We start from the raw sequence: 14,805 nt of genomic DNA, 5'->3' as shown, positions 1-14,805 counted from the left end.
GTTTTATTGTTTAAATTTAACAACTTCTTCTGGTGCAGAATTAATTAGTTTAATCACTTCTAGAGCCACATCAGCCATTTCTTTAGCACGGGGGTCTGGCATAATTTTTAATTCGATTAACTCATTAAGTAAATTAGCCGCTTGAATACCAGACTTTAACAAAGCTTCTTGGTATTCTTGTTGCAATCTTTTAGAGGGGGTTTGGTTTTGGTCGATTTGGTTTTCCATAATTATTGCGATTAATTAATATTATTTAAAATTACTTTATCATTTATTTAGTAAATCTGTAAATAATTCCTTTTTCATCACTTGCCTCAAAATTAGCGGCTCGTTGTTCAAATCATGCTTTAAATTGGTTCTCTAAAAGGATGCTTTAAAACTGAGAAGTTGTTGCAGGAAAGCTCACAAGGTAAAACTAAAATTTTCGAGATCAATACCCTGTGAGCCAATGATTATGTTGCATGTTGTTCTTCAAGTTTCCGTACCCACTCCGGCTTGTTTGGGATGGGGTTGTAGTCTGTATCCAGCCGGACTTCAAGACCGTTAATGAATGCCCAGCACTCCAATTCACGTAACCATAACTCATGCAGATGTTCCCGAGCTTTTACTTCCTCCATAAATATGTAAGCAATACTGTCTAGTGGTTGTGTAGGCCCCAATGTTTGATAATAACGAGCAGCACAAAGTTCTAGCATTTCTCGCTGGGAGACATCCCTACCATGCACAATCATTTTCAGCTTACGTTGCTTAAAATCGTAGAGACCACTAAGGTTTTGGGTATATACGAAGTTAGTCTGAATGTAACCACCAAGAGAAGAGATACCCATGCGCTCATGTCCCACCTTCGCTTGCTCAAGAGCAGTAGCACTATCTGCCTCTAAATCATGGAATTGTACGAGTGAGGTGTCATTAGCACCACGGAGCAAACGCCAGGGGCCAAATTCCAGCCAGCGCCGTGAAACCAATCTTTGGTGTCCTTCCCCTTTGAAAGCGCAACCCCAACCATGAGAAAAGTGCAAATTTCCAAAACCTGTACCTCTATACCTATTATCAGGTGCGAACCAATTATCATGTATGTTCCTGAATGCTGCAACTGTCCAAGGTAATGATGAAAGCAAGGTCAGTACAGTTTGAGCATCACGTGGAAATTGGTGGATTCCAGCTTTGACCATGCCAATTTGATCAAAGATAATAAACTCTTCTTCGTTGTCACCCCAATAGAGAATGATATCTCGCTTGCAGGTAACAGCCCATTTGTCGAACCAATCTAAAGTTACTTTTTTTTCCCGATCATCTACTATGATCTGATTCGGTTTTTTTTCTTTGAATGATGGTAAGTCCTGAACAGAACGTAGGAGTGCCATTTTGTCTGAGCCTGCCAGACTTACAGACAGATTCATGTTCGTCATAAATGGTTTTTTGTATAGTTTATATTGCAATTGTTCTAATTATATCTAATGTATAAAGTAATTATGGCATATAAATATAAAGTATTTCTGAGCAAATCCACACAAGGAAATTCCTACCAACAATTATAAACGTCTTCCTGATATCAATACCTTCGCCAAAATAAGAGTCTACGAAAATTTTGGCTGGCATTGGCAAAAATACCATAAGGGTATCTGAAGAAGCGGAAATTATTTTCCTCCCTAAAAGGATAAACGAGGATGAATTTATGCTGTCATGATTTAGATAATGATGTATTGTTTCTTTGCCTAAAGATTTACTTGATAAATGCTTTCAACTCTTCCCTATTTTTGCTTGTTATTATTTTTCGCTCACCTGTACTGGTGAAAATCTCAAAAGAAAGGTCATCAGAACCTTTCAGTGTGTTATACATCCATCTTGCATTTGCCTCAACGCCTCTTGGATCTGTAAAAGTATATCTCACCTCATTAATTGTGTGTATCTGACCATCTTTTCCTGATATCTCCTGGCTTACTAGTTGCATAAAGTCTCTAAACTGCTGTTTATCTCGATCGCCAAGCTCACCTGCAATAGTCTTTTGTTCGCGTAATGTATTGCCATCAATTGCATCAATAACCCGATCCTGTGAGATTGTAATACCTTTTTCTGCCAGATCGGTCTGATTGATTGGCACATGGGTTACAGAATTTTGCCCATGCACATTGTTGTACCAAACCTCCGCCAGGTTTCCTCTATCAGACGAGTTAAGACCTTCAGTAAGCCTCAACATTTCTTGGTTGCTTGCCATCTCGTAGGCATTACTGTTTGCCTCATTCCAAGGCAAGTTGGGATACTTTGTCTTCATTGCCTCAATATCGGGGGAAGTCATACGTTTGAGAAATTCGTCACGGTATGCTTCCTTGAGTACATGGCGAACATCATCCACGCTCTTACCCTGAAAATCCATCTTTTCAATGCGCTCTCGCAGGGTTTTCTCGTCTACAATTCCTTCACTTTTCAACTTTTCGTAATATGCTCTGAAAGACGAATTGGTTTCTTCACCAGTTAGCGTTTGCATTACGTTCTCGCTGGTGGCATCTGGTGCGAATCTTTCAGGAACTCTGGCTTCTTTACTTGAGCTGTACCATGCTCGTGTTTCAGGGTTGAACGCCTGACCATCCTCAGTATATTTCTTGATGAACTCTTCTTTAGAGTAGCCACCCTTGTAAGATTTATCGGAGGTCTGAAGCTGTTGCCACATTTCTTCAGCTTGCTGCTGAGGAGTCCTCTCTGGGAGAACTTCGGATGTAGAGCTAGTTGTACCTGGTTTCTCTGGGAGATGCTCATTGACTGCTGGTTTTGTCAGGCAAACTGGGTCGTTTGAGTAACGACACCAAGTTCCGTTGGGGTTTTCCTTCCATTCGTGTTCGCCGATTTTTGCACGCCGATTAGGAGCAGTCCCTTCAATTAGTTCTGGATTATTTTTGAGGTGATCTAATTCATTTTTGATTTGGCGATCGCTTAACTCAGGACTTTCAATCCGTCCACTATCATTCACACTAGACTCACGGGCAGAAGGAGAGTCAGGTCTAGCATTACTTATATCTGCTGTACTATCAGCATTTCTAGGAGCAGGAGCTTCACTTTCTACTCTTGCCGGATTGGTAGGATCAACATCCGGGGTTTTAGGATGTGGTGTAGATGTTGGTGCATCAGGACGTGGTGTAGGAGGTTTAGCACCTGGTAGATTCCACTGTCTAGCAGCCTGTTCAGCAAGTTCTTGTTGTTGGCCCCACCACTTGGCTGTTTGATCTGCTTTTTGGCTACCCCAATCGAGGAATTGCTTACCTCGTTGACCAGCATGAGTATTACTTAACCACTCTGCTCCACGATTAGCTTGCTGACCCCCCCAACCGAGTACTTGCTTACCTCCTTGAGCAGCATGAGTATTACTTAACCAATCTGCTCCACGCTTAACGCCCTCTCCTGCCCAATCAAGAGCCTTGGTTCCCTGTCGAACAGCATGAGTATTACTCAGCCAATCTGCTCCACGCTTAACGCCCTCTCCTGCCCAATCCAGGGCTTTTCCTCCCCAGCGCCCCACACCTGTTTTAGCGAGACTCTTACCCCCCTTACCAAGGACATTACCAACAACTGGGATTAACCCCATACTTGACCAAGCCGCACCCTGCAATGCTTCCTGCGCTTTGGCATTATCGCCTTGTGACGCATAATATCCAGATTCACCCAGATACCAACCGGTATTAATGCCATCGGCAACGGTACTGACAGTTTCTCCTACTGCCCAGCCTGCTGATGCACCTGCGATCGCACCTGGTATTGCTCCTATACCACCTGCTGCAAAACCCGCTATTCCTCCACCAATACCCCCAATTACTGCACCAACAAAGGGAGCAGCTAAACCAACATAATCTAATATCTTATGTCCCCATTCACTAATTGCTGGGTAATGTTTTCCTAACCATCCTTTAACACCTGCCCATTTATCCCCTAACCAATTCATACTCGGTTGCAGGATATTCTCATTAGCCCAAGCTAATCCTTGCGATGCTTTATCTTTCGCCCAATTACCAAAATCAGTAGCTTTATTCTTTGTCCATTCCCAACCAGCTTTAACCCCATCACCAGCCCATTGGAGAGCATTTTTACCCATCTCTCCTAGACGTTGCACACCCTTCCAAGCCTGAGAACCTTTTTCTTTGAGCCACTTACCAAGACTAGGATTTTTTTCTGATATCCAATTTAAGGCACTGGAGCCTTTTTCTTGAATGAAATTACCAACAGCAGAGCCTTTTTCTTGCAGCCAGTTAAGCGCACCAGAGCCTTTTTCCTGAATGAAACTACCAACAGCAGAGCCTTTTTCTTGCAGCCAGTTAAGCGCACCAGAGCCTTTTTCTTGAATGAAACTACCAACAGTAGAAGCTTTTTGTGATAACCAATTAAGCGCACCAGAGCCTTTTTCTTGAATGAAGCTACCAACAGTAGAAGCTTTTTGTGATAACCAATTCTCGGCACTAGAACTCTTTTCCTGTACCCAACTCGTAGCACCAGAGACTTTATCACCTAACCAAGAAACAACACTACCAGCTTTTTCTTGAACTCCAGAAACTAGAGAGCCAACTGCACCACCAAGCCATTGTAAAATCGAACTTCCTTTGGACTGGATAGCAGAAACTGCGCTTTGTCCTTTTGCTTGTAATCCACTTACAAAAGAACCAGCTTTTTCACTGACTGCGTTAGCTGCACTTGAAGCTTTTTCTGCGAGAGAATTTTTAGCAGCTTCAGCTTTTTGTGTCACCCAATTAAAAGCTGTGCTTCCTTTTTCGGCAAGCCAAGAGGTCGCACCAGTAGCTTTTTCGTCAATAAATGTTCCGGCACTACTAGCTTTTTCACTAAGTTGAGCAGTTGCACTACTGGCTTTCTCACCTATCCAAGAGCTTGCACTATTAACTTTTTCCCCTAGCCAACTGGATGCTCCTCCGGTTTCTCATTAATCCATGCACCAGCACTATTAACTTTTTCTGATAACCAATTAGTTGCTGCTCCTGCTTTTTCTGTTGCCCAAGTAGTAGCGTTATTAACTTTTTCTCCAACCCAGTTTTGTGCTTCTCCTAACTTACCTTGGAAGCTTGTCCATCCAAGTGATGCTTTATCAGTTAAGGTTGTCCATTTCTCATTGAGTAAATTCCCAGCACCAGTAACAGATTCATATAAAATTGGTAATTTTTTGTAAAAATTCAGATTTCCAAGCTATCTATTGATGTGCTAAAATTCTCTGTTTTCCTGCTTAAATACTTGATATTATCCACTATATGGTTCATCTACAATAGTTACTTCCGCCGAGGAAAAATTAACATCATGCCAATCTTCATCACCAAAAAACGCACGCCATATTAACTCAAATAAGCGTTTTGCTTTGTCTTGACTTCCTAGTCCATGCATTGCTCCTTGGAAGAATATTTCGTCATAGTCGAGACTCGGAGTATTTAAAATAGCCTTTAAAACTCTTTTTAACTCTTGCCTAAAGTTTTCGCGATTATCATTATCACGTTGACTTTCAGTGACCTGTTGATAATCTTCAATAAAACCTAAGTAATCTTCTATCTGTAGATTATCCCAATACTGGGCCTCGATCATACCTGCTAAAATATCGCATAGATACCCTATATTAACTTTCATTTTTACCTCTTTTCCAAGTTTAAAGTCAGTTGGGTATATTAGGAATGTAATGAACCATTCGTGCCTTTTCAGGTGCGTTACTAAGACCAATAAAATATGTTAGGTTTTGTACCTCAACCTAACCTACAAAGGCAGTGATTGCCGTTATGTGCAATAAAACCAATGCTTAAAAATAATATGCTATGAGCGCAGTTTATCACTGTTTATACTGGATGCTGTATAGTTTATCGTTGACAAAAATTATATTCACTCCTATGTCAACAACCAAACAAGTTTGATTATCAAATGATAAAACAGGATCTTGATGAAAATCCAGACCTTCTTTTAACAAATATTCTTTAAAATCATCTATTTTTGTTTCCTCTGATGGCATATAGCCTTGTATACACAGCGCTTCAGGTAACGGCAATTTATTTGCTTCAAAATAGATGCCTATAAATTTGAGTATTCCTTTCCAAAATGCTAATTGTAAACTTCCATACTTCCATATTTCTGGTTTAGCTTTTTCTGTACAATCTTCACATTCACCTAAATATTGACAAACTTGATCACGGGAGATATCGCAACTAACTGATCCTAATTTTCCGGATTGAAGAAAGTCTTTTAGTGTTGTTTTAATCATAGACCCTTTTTCTTTAATGCTATCATCAAAAACCGAATTTCAACTGCTCTTGCTCTATCCATTTCAGCTTTGCTACGACTCAGTTGTTGCAAAGCACGACTTCCTGCTTCATAGAGCTTTTTTCTGAATTGAGGATCTTCCAAGGCTTTGTTACCTTCTTTAATTGCTTCTTCAACATATTCTTTCTTAAATCTTTTACTAAATACTGACTTTAATACAATTGAACCATTTTGTCCAGGACGTACTGCGATTTCGACGCCTTTATCTCCCACTTTTATATGTGCGCCTTTACTGCCCCAATCTGGTGCTACTGCTGATATTTCAGGATGCTTAATACCTTTGGATTTTCCGATTCTTTTACGAGTTGTGAGAGCCTTCTTCATTTGCTCTGAAACAACACCCTTAATCTCTTCTGCTTTTTTAATCTCTCCAGGATTGAGGTGGTTAATCCTGTTGATTAATTCAGCAATTTCCTTCCTGAGTTTCAGAATTCTTTTGCCATTACGAGCAGCTTTAATCGGTTTACCAGCTGCATCACCCACATAAGGAACCATCGAGATGAGAGATAACCCAGCACCAACATAATCACCTCTGGCAATGCTGATAGCTGCACCTACGCCGTCAGAAATCGGTGTTGGGTCAGCTAAACCAGCTAAATCGGCTGCTGTTTGCGCTAACTCTAAACCCAGTTCGCCATTAAGTCTTTTTAGAGCTTGTTGTGCCTCCTTTAATGTCATGCTGCCCGGTTTGACCTTGGGCATCATTTGGACTATTTGAGGATTTTGACTGGAAATTTCTTTAGCTGGAAGCGGGGTAGGTGATTGCTTTGTCAGTGAAAATTCATTTTTATTGTTGTTTAATGCAGTTTTTGAACTTTGCTCTTCAATGGTTTTAGCTTGAAGGGTATGAGTTGGTTTATTTAACAGTGATGGTTTAAATAGGTTTTTATTGAAACCGGCTATTTGTTCTTTAGCCTGAATGATTCCTGTATCTTTTTTCTCTTCTTTTTCAGCTTCACACTCTGAGCAAGCACGTTGAATAATTCCCCCATTCGGTGAGTGAGAGCCGTCATCCCCTGACTCTCCCGGCTCTCTCAGACGCTGGATTTCAACAGCTTCATTCGCTACTTCCTCGACTTTGTCGAATGGCTCCAACGTTGTATTTTGGGCTGGGGATAAATCTGTGTTGGCTTTAGGCTGGACAGCAATAGGGCTTGATGGGACTGGCTCTTGCTGATACATATCCCCAGGCTGAAGACGGGTAAGCTTCATCTGAATTCTTGGTGTCCTAGCTGGGGAAGGGCGGGGTGTAAGTTTTGAGAAATCTATAAAGCCATCTTTATACTGCTTTGTCTCTTCTCGTTGAGGCTCTAAATCTGGCGTTTGGTCTTGTTGGGGCGCTACTTCTTCAGTTTTTGGCTGAACGACAAAGCCGCGCGGTGCAAACCGACTAGGTACTGCTTTGTCAGAGGAATTGGCAGATTTCTTGGAAGTTCTGTGTTGCCCGCTATACATTTACCCAATTCTCGAAGTCCAAGTTTTTGCAAGTTATTGCCAGATATCACTTTTGATGATTTCCGCCTTATCCTTAGCTAACTTATTAGTACTAATAACCACAACCGAGCTACAACGCGAGCAAGTCGTTAGACTTATATTTTTCCGCTGCTGACTCACTCAGTCGTTGAATTTCAACAGCTTTATAGAAAATATTTTGCCGTCTTGCAACACAGTATATACCCAGTGTTGTTTTTTTCTATTTTTCTCTGAGTAAAAGAAAAAAAGCTTAATTTTTAAATCAAGATTCATTAGGTTAAAGGGGGGAGTATATATGACTTACGAACAGGTAAAAAGCCTTAAACCAAAGTGCGATCGCGATCGCGAACAGCTTGTACTTTGCACCCAGCGCGGCTGCCTTCGCCCTTGGGAAAAGCGCAGATCGCTAATAGTAATAATCTCGTGTTCTTGTCTAGGATTTATATAGCAGGTACACACAAAGTCATAAAATATGAAATAGGATGCAAAAGCTGCTTTCAAAAGACAAGTCAGTAGAAGAGTTGCGGCGAACCATAGAGCCAAAAGGAATTGCAGAGGAGGAGAACCAAAGCATGACCATCTCGCAAGTTGTAGAAGAAGGGTTTTCACAGGTTCCCATAATTGATGTTAGAGCGATCGCAACTGGAATCGGCGATCGCACTGCAACAGCATCCCAAATTGCCCACGCCTGCCGTGATTACGGGTTTTTCTATATCATCGGACATGGTGTGGATGAAGACTTGCAGCAGCAACTAGAGCAACTTAGCCAAAAGTTTTTTGCCCAGGATTTGGAAACCAAACTAGAAATTCGCATGGCTTTAGGTGGTAAAGCTTGGCGGGGATATTTCCCGGTGGGGGGTGAACTCACATCTGGCAAACCTGACTTGAAGGAAGGCATCTATTTTGGTGCAGAGTTGGCAAAAGATCACCCGCTTGTGAAGGCTGACACACCAATGCACGGTGCTAACCTCTTCCCCGCCAATATTCCGCTATTCCGGGAGACAGTACTGGAGTATATGACAGCCATGACAAAACTGGGACATACACTAATGGCTGGTATCGCCCTTAGCCTAGAGCTAGAAGCATCCTACTTTGCTGACCGTTACACCTCAGACCCCTTAACATTATTCCGTATCTTCAACTATCCCCCTGATTTCGCCCCGTCAGACGCTACACCCAGATGGGGTGTGGGTGAACATACCGATTACGGTGTTCTCACCATTCTCAAGCAGGACGATTCAGGCGGATTGCAGGTAAAATCCAAGTCAGGCTGGATTGCTGCACCTCCTATTCCTGGTTCGTTTGTATGCAACATTGGAGATATGCTTGAGCGCATGACAGGAGGATTATATAAATCTACTCCTCATCGTGTGCAAAATTTGGCGAAATGCGTAGACGCAAAACAGCTTGTAGCCAGACATCGCCTTTCGTTTCCCTTCTTTTTTGACCCCAACTTTGACGTAGAAGTGAAGCCAATTAAACTGGGTAGGGTAGAAAGTGATGACAGCAAAGAACGCTGGGATCAGTCTAGTGTTCATGACTTTCGCGGAACTTATGGCGACTATCTCTTGAGCAAGGTATCCAAAGTCTTCCCAGAGTTACGTCGCGCAATATTTTAGGGCTTCATCTAACAAATAGATACTCCTTTACAGAAGTTGCTCAACTCCCAGTAAATCTTTTTTCAACCTGTGCTGAGGTCTAGAAACTATAGCCACCCATCAAATCTTTTTAGCAGGCGACTACAGTTTTATAGTGCTTGATTTTTTTTTAAATTAAGTATATTGATTTAGGGGAATTGCAATCACAAATTCTGCACCCTTGCCAGGAGAAGAAATACACTGTAATTTTCCCTGATGTTTTTCAGTGATTATCTTATAACTAATAGATAAACCTAACCCTGTACCTTTGCCTGGGGGCTTAGTAGTAAAAAAGGGGTCAAACAATCGCGTTTTCACATCTTCAGGAATACCAAGACCATTATCAGCAATACGAATAATCACTTTTTTGTCCCCAGTGAGTTCGGTACAAATGCGAATCTGTGGTTTGCTCTCTGACCAATCACCACTGACAATTGACTCTTCCAAAGCATCAATTGCATTTACCAGAATATTCATCAATACCTGATTGAGTTGTCCAACATAACACTCTACAAATGGTATATCGTCGTACTCTTTAATAACCTCAATTGCTAAACGATCAGATGTAAATTTGAGACGATTTGCCAAAATCATCAGCGTACTATCAATACCCTCATGGATATTCACCGCTTTGATTTCTGCCTCATCTAAGCGGGAAAAATTTCGCAAAGACAGCACAATTTCTGTAATTCTTTTAGCACCAACCTTCATCGAACTCAACAACTTAGGCAGGTCTGTGGCTAAAAAATCAACATCGATTTCTTCAGCCTCATTTTGGATTTCTGGGACTGGGTGGGGATAGTGCTGCTGGTAAAGTTGTAACAATTTGAGTAAATTTTGGATGTAATCATTAGCAGGGGTGAGGTTACCATAGATAAAATTGACTGGGTTGTTGATTTCATGTGCCACACCTGCTACCAATTGCCCCAAGCTGGACATTTTTTCGCTTTGCACAAGTTGAGCAGCTAGTTGTTGTGCCTCTTGCTGCAACTGTGCTAAAACGACTTCTAGTTGTTCTTTGGCAATAGCCAGTTCATGCTCTCGCATTTGGATGGTTTCAAAAGATTCTTCCAGTTTTTCTGCCATGCAATTAAATGATTCTGCCAATTGACCGATTTCGTCACGAGTAAAAACTGGGGCTTGTTTATGCAGATTTCCTTGAGCAAATTCTTTAACAACTTGAGTGAGTTCAATAACTGGCTTAGAAATTGATTTGGCAACGATAATAGCTGCAAATGTCACCAAAAAAAGTGTAATTATTCCTAAAATGATGGCTATATTTTTCAGGGTTCTTAAGGATGCAAAGGCTTCTGCCACATCCATTTTTACCAAAATCCCTCCATTTAAAGAAGGTAAATATCTCCAGGCACCGATAGTGTCTTGACCTCGATAATCGATAGTAATACCGATTCCTTTGGTACCATGAGTTGCTTGGTCAAGAGGATGTAATTGTGGCTGGTGAATCTTCACAATTTTTCCCAAGGCTACCTTTGGCTGTAATTGCGGCTGGCGAATCTGCACAGTTCTTTGAAAGGCTGCCTTTGGGTCATGTCTGGTGGGAGAGGTAAAGACTATGCGTTTACCAACTATTGCTCCCACAATCGTCTCACCAGTTTTGCCCAAACCAGTGTAATCGTTAACCACTTTATCAAACTCTTGATTATTTAGTTGCAGCACTACCACACCAATAATCAGATTTTTGTTAAATACAGGAGAAGCAATAAAGGCAGCGGGTTTATTAATAGCTGTGTAATAACTAAAGTTGGATGTTTCAACTTGCATCAATGTTTTAGCTCGGTCAAAAATTTTCGCTATTTCCGAATTTTTATAACTTCCTTGATAATAGTTTGTCCCAACTTCCCTACTGCGTTTTACAGAAAAAATAGCATCACCAGACTGAGATATTAGCAAAATATCAGAGTAACCAAATATTTCTAAATAATTACTAATAAAAGGTCTATGTTTTTTATCTACTTGCTGATATATTTGTGAGTTAATACCGAAATTTTTATAAGCTTTTTGATATTGTTCTATCGCCTCAATTATATTTGGCATTTGGGCAATAGCTGCGGTATTTTTTTGCTTTTCATTGAGATAATTTTCAAGTCGTTTTGCTTTGCTTTGTGCAATGTAACTCAAATTATTATTGACTTCTTTTGTGAGAGAATTACTATCAATATAGTATCTCAAAAAGGTAACTGAAGTTAGGGGAACTAAGGCAATTAATAAAAACCATAGTAGCAGTTTATTAACAATTTTTTTGCTTTTCAAATCTGCGCCTCCATTTATTAACCAGGATTTGCCCAGTGTTTGTTCCAACCCTGATAGAGATTGGTTAAGAATTTTTCCCAGTCAGCTTTAGAACGGGACAGAGGAAAAGGTACAGGACGAATCGGTTTCTCTGAGTTCCAAACTATTTTAAATTGTCCATCTGTCTTGATCTTCCCAACTCTAACTGTTTTCCAGGTATGTTGGTTATCAGCATCTATATATACAACGCCTTCGGGTGCTCGAAAACTTTGATCTTTGATATAGTCCCGAATAGTATTCACTTCATCTGTACCTGCATCTTCAACCGCCTGCGCCCACAAATAAACCCCAAAATATCCTGCTTCAATGGGGTCAGATGTAACTCTATTTTTACCATATTTCTTTTTAAAGTTTTTGATAAAATTATGATTTGTTAGATCATCAATACTCTGGAAGTAATTCCAAACGGCGTAATCACCTACTACATATTCTCTCGGCAAAGAGCGCAGTTCTTCTTCAGCAATACTGAATGAAATAGTAGGAATTTTATTGGCAGTAATTCCGGCTTTTCTCAAGGCTTTGAAGAAGGAAATATTGCTATCACCATTAATTGTGTTTAAAATGACATCTGGCTGAGTTTCTAAAATTTTTTTGATGATAAATTCTACATCACTTTTACCCAAAAGAATATATTCTTCACCGAGAATTTCTCCACGTAAGGCAGTGACTTGGTCTTTTATAATAGCGTTGGCTGTCCGGGGGAAAACATAATCAGAACCCACCAAAAATAACCGTTTACCTAAATTATCAAAAGACCATTTGACGGCGGGAATTATTTGTTGGTTTGGTGCAGCACCTGTGTAGATGATATTTGGTGACTCTTCCAGTCCTTCATATTGGACAGGATAAATCAGCAGATGATTGTACTTTTCAAATATAGGCTTAACGGTTTTACGACTGGCAGAAGTCCAGCAGCCAAAGACTGTAACGACTTGTTCTTGAGTAATAAGTTGTTCTGCTTCTTTGGCAAATGTCTTCCAATCAGATTTGCCATCAACGATAATTGGCTGGATTTTTCTGCCGAGAACACCACCTTTTTTGTTAATTTCTTCAATAGCAAGTAAGGTAGCATCAACAACAGATTTTTCACTAATTGCCATTGTGCCGCTGAGGGAATGGAGAACGCCAACTTTAATCGGTTTTTTGGAGATTTGGATCTGGGAATGAATCAAAAAAAATAGCGCTAGTCCTAATCCAAAAGTTATTACTGAGATAAAAATTTTTTGATTCGTAAGTTTTATCAGTTGCAAGTTACCTGTGATGATTCGCTGAAACATATTCCCAGAATATAGCAAAACTAAGGGTTGAAGCAATTTAAGCAAGATGAGTATGATTGCTCCTTGCACAGATAAAAGCACTTGAAAAGACAGATTTTATAACAAAAACTGGTTGGGTATAAAAGGATTGTATGAATTGTAACTTATTACGCAATAAAGAAAACTAATTTGGGCAACAAAGTTGACAGTAGCCGCAATGTTGCCTTTTTCCACTTCCTGAACTTGTCCTTTAGCTCGACTTTCTTAATAGTCTGGTAGATTTTCCATCACCTGGGAGGCTTTGGCTTTTTTGTGCTCTAGCAACCACAAAAGACCTGTAAGTATAATCGAAGCTATCAAGAGAGCGGCGACGATGCGAAAGGTAGTCTGGGTACCGAGAACTATTGCCTCAATAGGTGCATTGGTGACATCGATATTTGGTGCAAGTTTAGCACTTGCGATCGCCACAAAGGAAAACAGCGCACCTACCAGGGGGACACCTGCTGTTTGCCCCAATATTCGCGACAATGACAACAATCCCGAAGCCAGACCTAACTGCCCTTTTGGCGAGGCTCCCATAATGGCGCTATTGTTGGGCGATTGGAACATTCCCACTCCCAGCCCATAGGGAATAATCGCCAGAATATAGTTGCGGATAGTTAATTCAGTATCAAAGGTGCTGAGGAGCAAGCAACCAACTGCCATTAATATTAGCCCGATTAAGCTAATGGCAAGCGCTCCGAAGCGGTCAGCCAGAATACCAGCGATGGGTGCAGTCAGCACAATCAGAACCGGCGGTACTGCCAGCAACAAACCTACTTGCTTAGTGGGATAGTGCTTAACCAATTCCAAGAAGAAAGGTAGCATGAAGATGACACCTGCCATCACGAAATTCCCCAGAAACCGCAGCGTTAAGCCAAGGCTGAACTCTAGGGAACGAAAAATCGTCAAGTCAAGCATTGGCTCTAAGAGACGGGATTCTACCAATAAAAAGCAGGCTAAACTGATGGCAGAGATAACAAACAAAGCCAGCACTGTATGAGAAGAGCTACCGTTTTGTAATAAGGTGATAGCGAGTGTAAAGCAGGTTAAGGTGATGGTAAGGATCAGGGTACCGATGACATCAAAGCCTTGTTTACTGCCAGTCACAACAGAAGGCGGTACAAGACGGGCCACAATTAAACTGCCAACAATCCCAATCGGCACGTTTACGAAGAAGATTAAAGGCCAGCCTCCCAAACTAATCAGCAGCCCTCCTACAGTTGGCCCTAAGGTGATTCCTAGCCCGAAAACCCCCGCCCTGATGCCTAGCCCAAGTCCGCGCTCTTCTGGTGGAAACACTTCCACAATCATTGCCGTTCCCAGTCCCGACAAAAAGGCAGCACCTAGTCCTTGGAGTGCCCGAAAGGCGATCAAAAAGCCGACATTTGGGGCAAGTCCACACAACAGTGAGCTGATTGTGAACACGATCATGCCAATAATGTACAATTGCTTTTTGCTCCACATATCGCCTAATTTTGCCGCACTCAGCACAAAAATAGCGATCGCTAACAGATAACTTAAAACTACCCATTGAATCGTCGCAAAACTGGTGTGGAGTGATTCAACCATGATTGGCAGTCCCAGGTTGACTATGTAGACATCCAAGGCAAAAATGAATACACCAATGCTAATGCCCAGTGTTGCCCCCCATTTTTCCACCGATTTTGTTTCTTGCTTTAGTTTATTAGATTGCTCTTCCTGGGTTGTTGACATTATAAATATCTCAATAAATATCTCATCTAGCCTACCTAATAGCATTACTTAAGAACGGGATAATTTTGGATGTGAAGGCAAAGCTT

10 protein-coding genes are annotated in these 14,805 nt (G+C 41.1%); 1 reads left to right on the top strand and 9 read right to left on the bottom strand.

From position 1 onward, the window contains the following. Positions 1 to 3 precede the first annotated feature (3 nt). The 6 genes from CYLST_RS01525 to CYLST_RS35680 form a co-directional block, all read right to left on the bottom strand. A complete protein-coding gene (locus CYLST_RS01525) occupies positions 4 to 228 on the bottom strand; it encodes a hypothetical protein (RefSeq protein WP_015205942.1) in 225 nt (74 codons plus the stop codon). A 224-nt stretch (positions 229 to 452) separates the two neighbouring features. Beyond that, positions 453 to 1,409: a hypothetical protein gene (locus tag CYLST_RS01520; protein WP_157162506.1), complete on the bottom strand. Its 957-nt coding sequence runs from the start codon at positions 1,407 to 1,409 to the stop codon at positions 453 to 455. 314 nt (positions 1,410 to 1,723) lie between these two features. Beyond that, positions 1,724 to 4,726 (bottom strand): DUF6861 domain-containing protein, encoded by a 3,003-nt coding sequence (locus CYLST_RS01515; RefSeq protein WP_015205940.1) that lies wholly within the window; start codon positions 4,724 to 4,726, stop codon positions 1,724 to 1,726. Positions 4,727 to 5,229: 503 nt separating this feature from the next. Then, positions 5,230 to 5,607 carry a hypothetical protein gene (locus CYLST_RS01510; protein ID WP_015205939.1) on the bottom strand — a complete coding sequence of 126 codons (378 nt, stop codon included), beginning with the start codon at positions 5,605 to 5,607 and terminating at the stop codon, positions 5,230 to 5,232. 196 nt (positions 5,608 to 5,803) lie between these two features. Beyond that, a complete protein-coding gene (locus tag CYLST_RS01505) occupies positions 5,804 to 6,229 on the bottom strand; it encodes a hypothetical protein (protein WP_015205938.1) in 426 nt (141 codons plus the stop codon). Continuing rightward, positions 6,226 to 7,743 (bottom strand): hypothetical protein, encoded by a 1,518-nt coding sequence (locus CYLST_RS35680; protein ID WP_015205937.1) that lies wholly within the window; start codon positions 7,741 to 7,743, stop codon positions 6,226 to 6,228. The genes CYLST_RS01505 and CYLST_RS35680 overlap by 4 nt, the downstream gene beginning before the upstream one ends. A gap of 500 nt (positions 7,744 to 8,243) precedes the next feature. Between CYLST_RS35680 and CYLST_RS01495 the strand changes: the two genes are divergently transcribed. Beyond that, the gene (locus CYLST_RS01495; RefSeq protein WP_015205936.1) at positions 8,244 to 9,380 is read left to right on the top strand and encodes an isopenicillin N synthase family dioxygenase; all 1,137 of its coding nucleotides are present in this window, start codon (positions 8,244 to 8,246) and stop codon (positions 9,378 to 9,380) included. Positions 9,381 to 9,533: 153 nt separating this feature from the next. Here the strand turns inward: CYLST_RS01495 and CYLST_RS01490 are convergent, their stop codons facing one another. The 3 genes from CYLST_RS01490 to CYLST_RS01480 form a co-directional block, all read right to left on the bottom strand. Further along, positions 9,534 to 11,669 (bottom strand): ATP-binding protein, encoded by a 2,136-nt coding sequence (locus tag CYLST_RS01490; RefSeq protein ID WP_015205935.1) that lies wholly within the window; start codon positions 11,667 to 11,669, stop codon positions 9,534 to 9,536. A gap of 17 nt (positions 11,670 to 11,686) precedes the next feature. After that, complete coding sequence (gene urtA / locus CYLST_RS01485) at positions 11,687 to 12,985, bottom strand: urea ABC transporter substrate-binding protein (RefSeq protein ID WP_041233366.1); 1,299 nt, start codon at positions 12,983 to 12,985, stop codon at positions 11,687 to 11,689. A 243-nt stretch (positions 12,986 to 13,228) separates the two neighbouring features. After that, complete coding sequence (locus CYLST_RS01480; RefSeq protein WP_051056087.1) at positions 13,229 to 14,719, bottom strand: MFS transporter; 1,491 nt, start codon at positions 14,717 to 14,719, stop codon at positions 13,229 to 13,231. Positions 14,720 to 14,805: the final 86 nt, after the last annotated feature.

The sequence above is a fragment of the Cylindrospermum stagnale PCC 7417 genome, assembly GCF_000317535.1.
Classification (GTDB): Bacteria; Cyanobacteriota; Cyanobacteriia; order Cyanobacteriales; family Nostocaceae; genus Cylindrospermum; species Cylindrospermum stagnale.
This window is presented reverse-complemented; position numbering and strand designations above follow the sequence as displayed.

Coding starts and splice junctions, on each gene's coding strand:
- CYLST_RS01525 (WP_015205942.1), bottom strand. CDS start 228: ATGGAAAACCAAATCGACCAAAACCAAACCCCCTCTAAAAGATTGCAA.
- CYLST_RS01520 (WP_157162506.1), bottom strand. CDS start 1,409: ATGACGAACATGAATCTGTCTGTAAGTCTGGCAGGCTCAGACAAAATG.
- CYLST_RS01510 (WP_015205939.1), bottom strand. CDS start 5,607: ATGAAAGTTAATATAGGGTATCTATGCGATATTTTAGCAGGTATGATC.
- CYLST_RS01505 (WP_015205938.1), bottom strand. CDS start 6,229: ATGATTAAAACAACACTAAAAGACTTTCTTCAATCCGGAAAATTAGGA.
- CYLST_RS35680 (WP_015205937.1), bottom strand. CDS start 7,743: ATGTATAGCGGGCAACACAGAACTTCCAAGAAATCTGCCAATTCCTCT.
- CYLST_RS01495 (WP_015205936.1), top strand. CDS start 8,244: ATGCAAAAGCTGCTTTCAAAAGACAAGTCAGTAGAAGAGTTGCGGCGA.
- urtA (WP_041233366.1), bottom strand. CDS start 12,985: ATGTTTCAGCGAATCATCACAGGTAACTTGCAACTGATAAAACTTACG.
- CYLST_RS01480 (WP_051056087.1), bottom strand. CDS start 14,719: ATGTCAACAACCCAGGAAGAGCAATCTAATAAACTAAAGCAAGAAACA.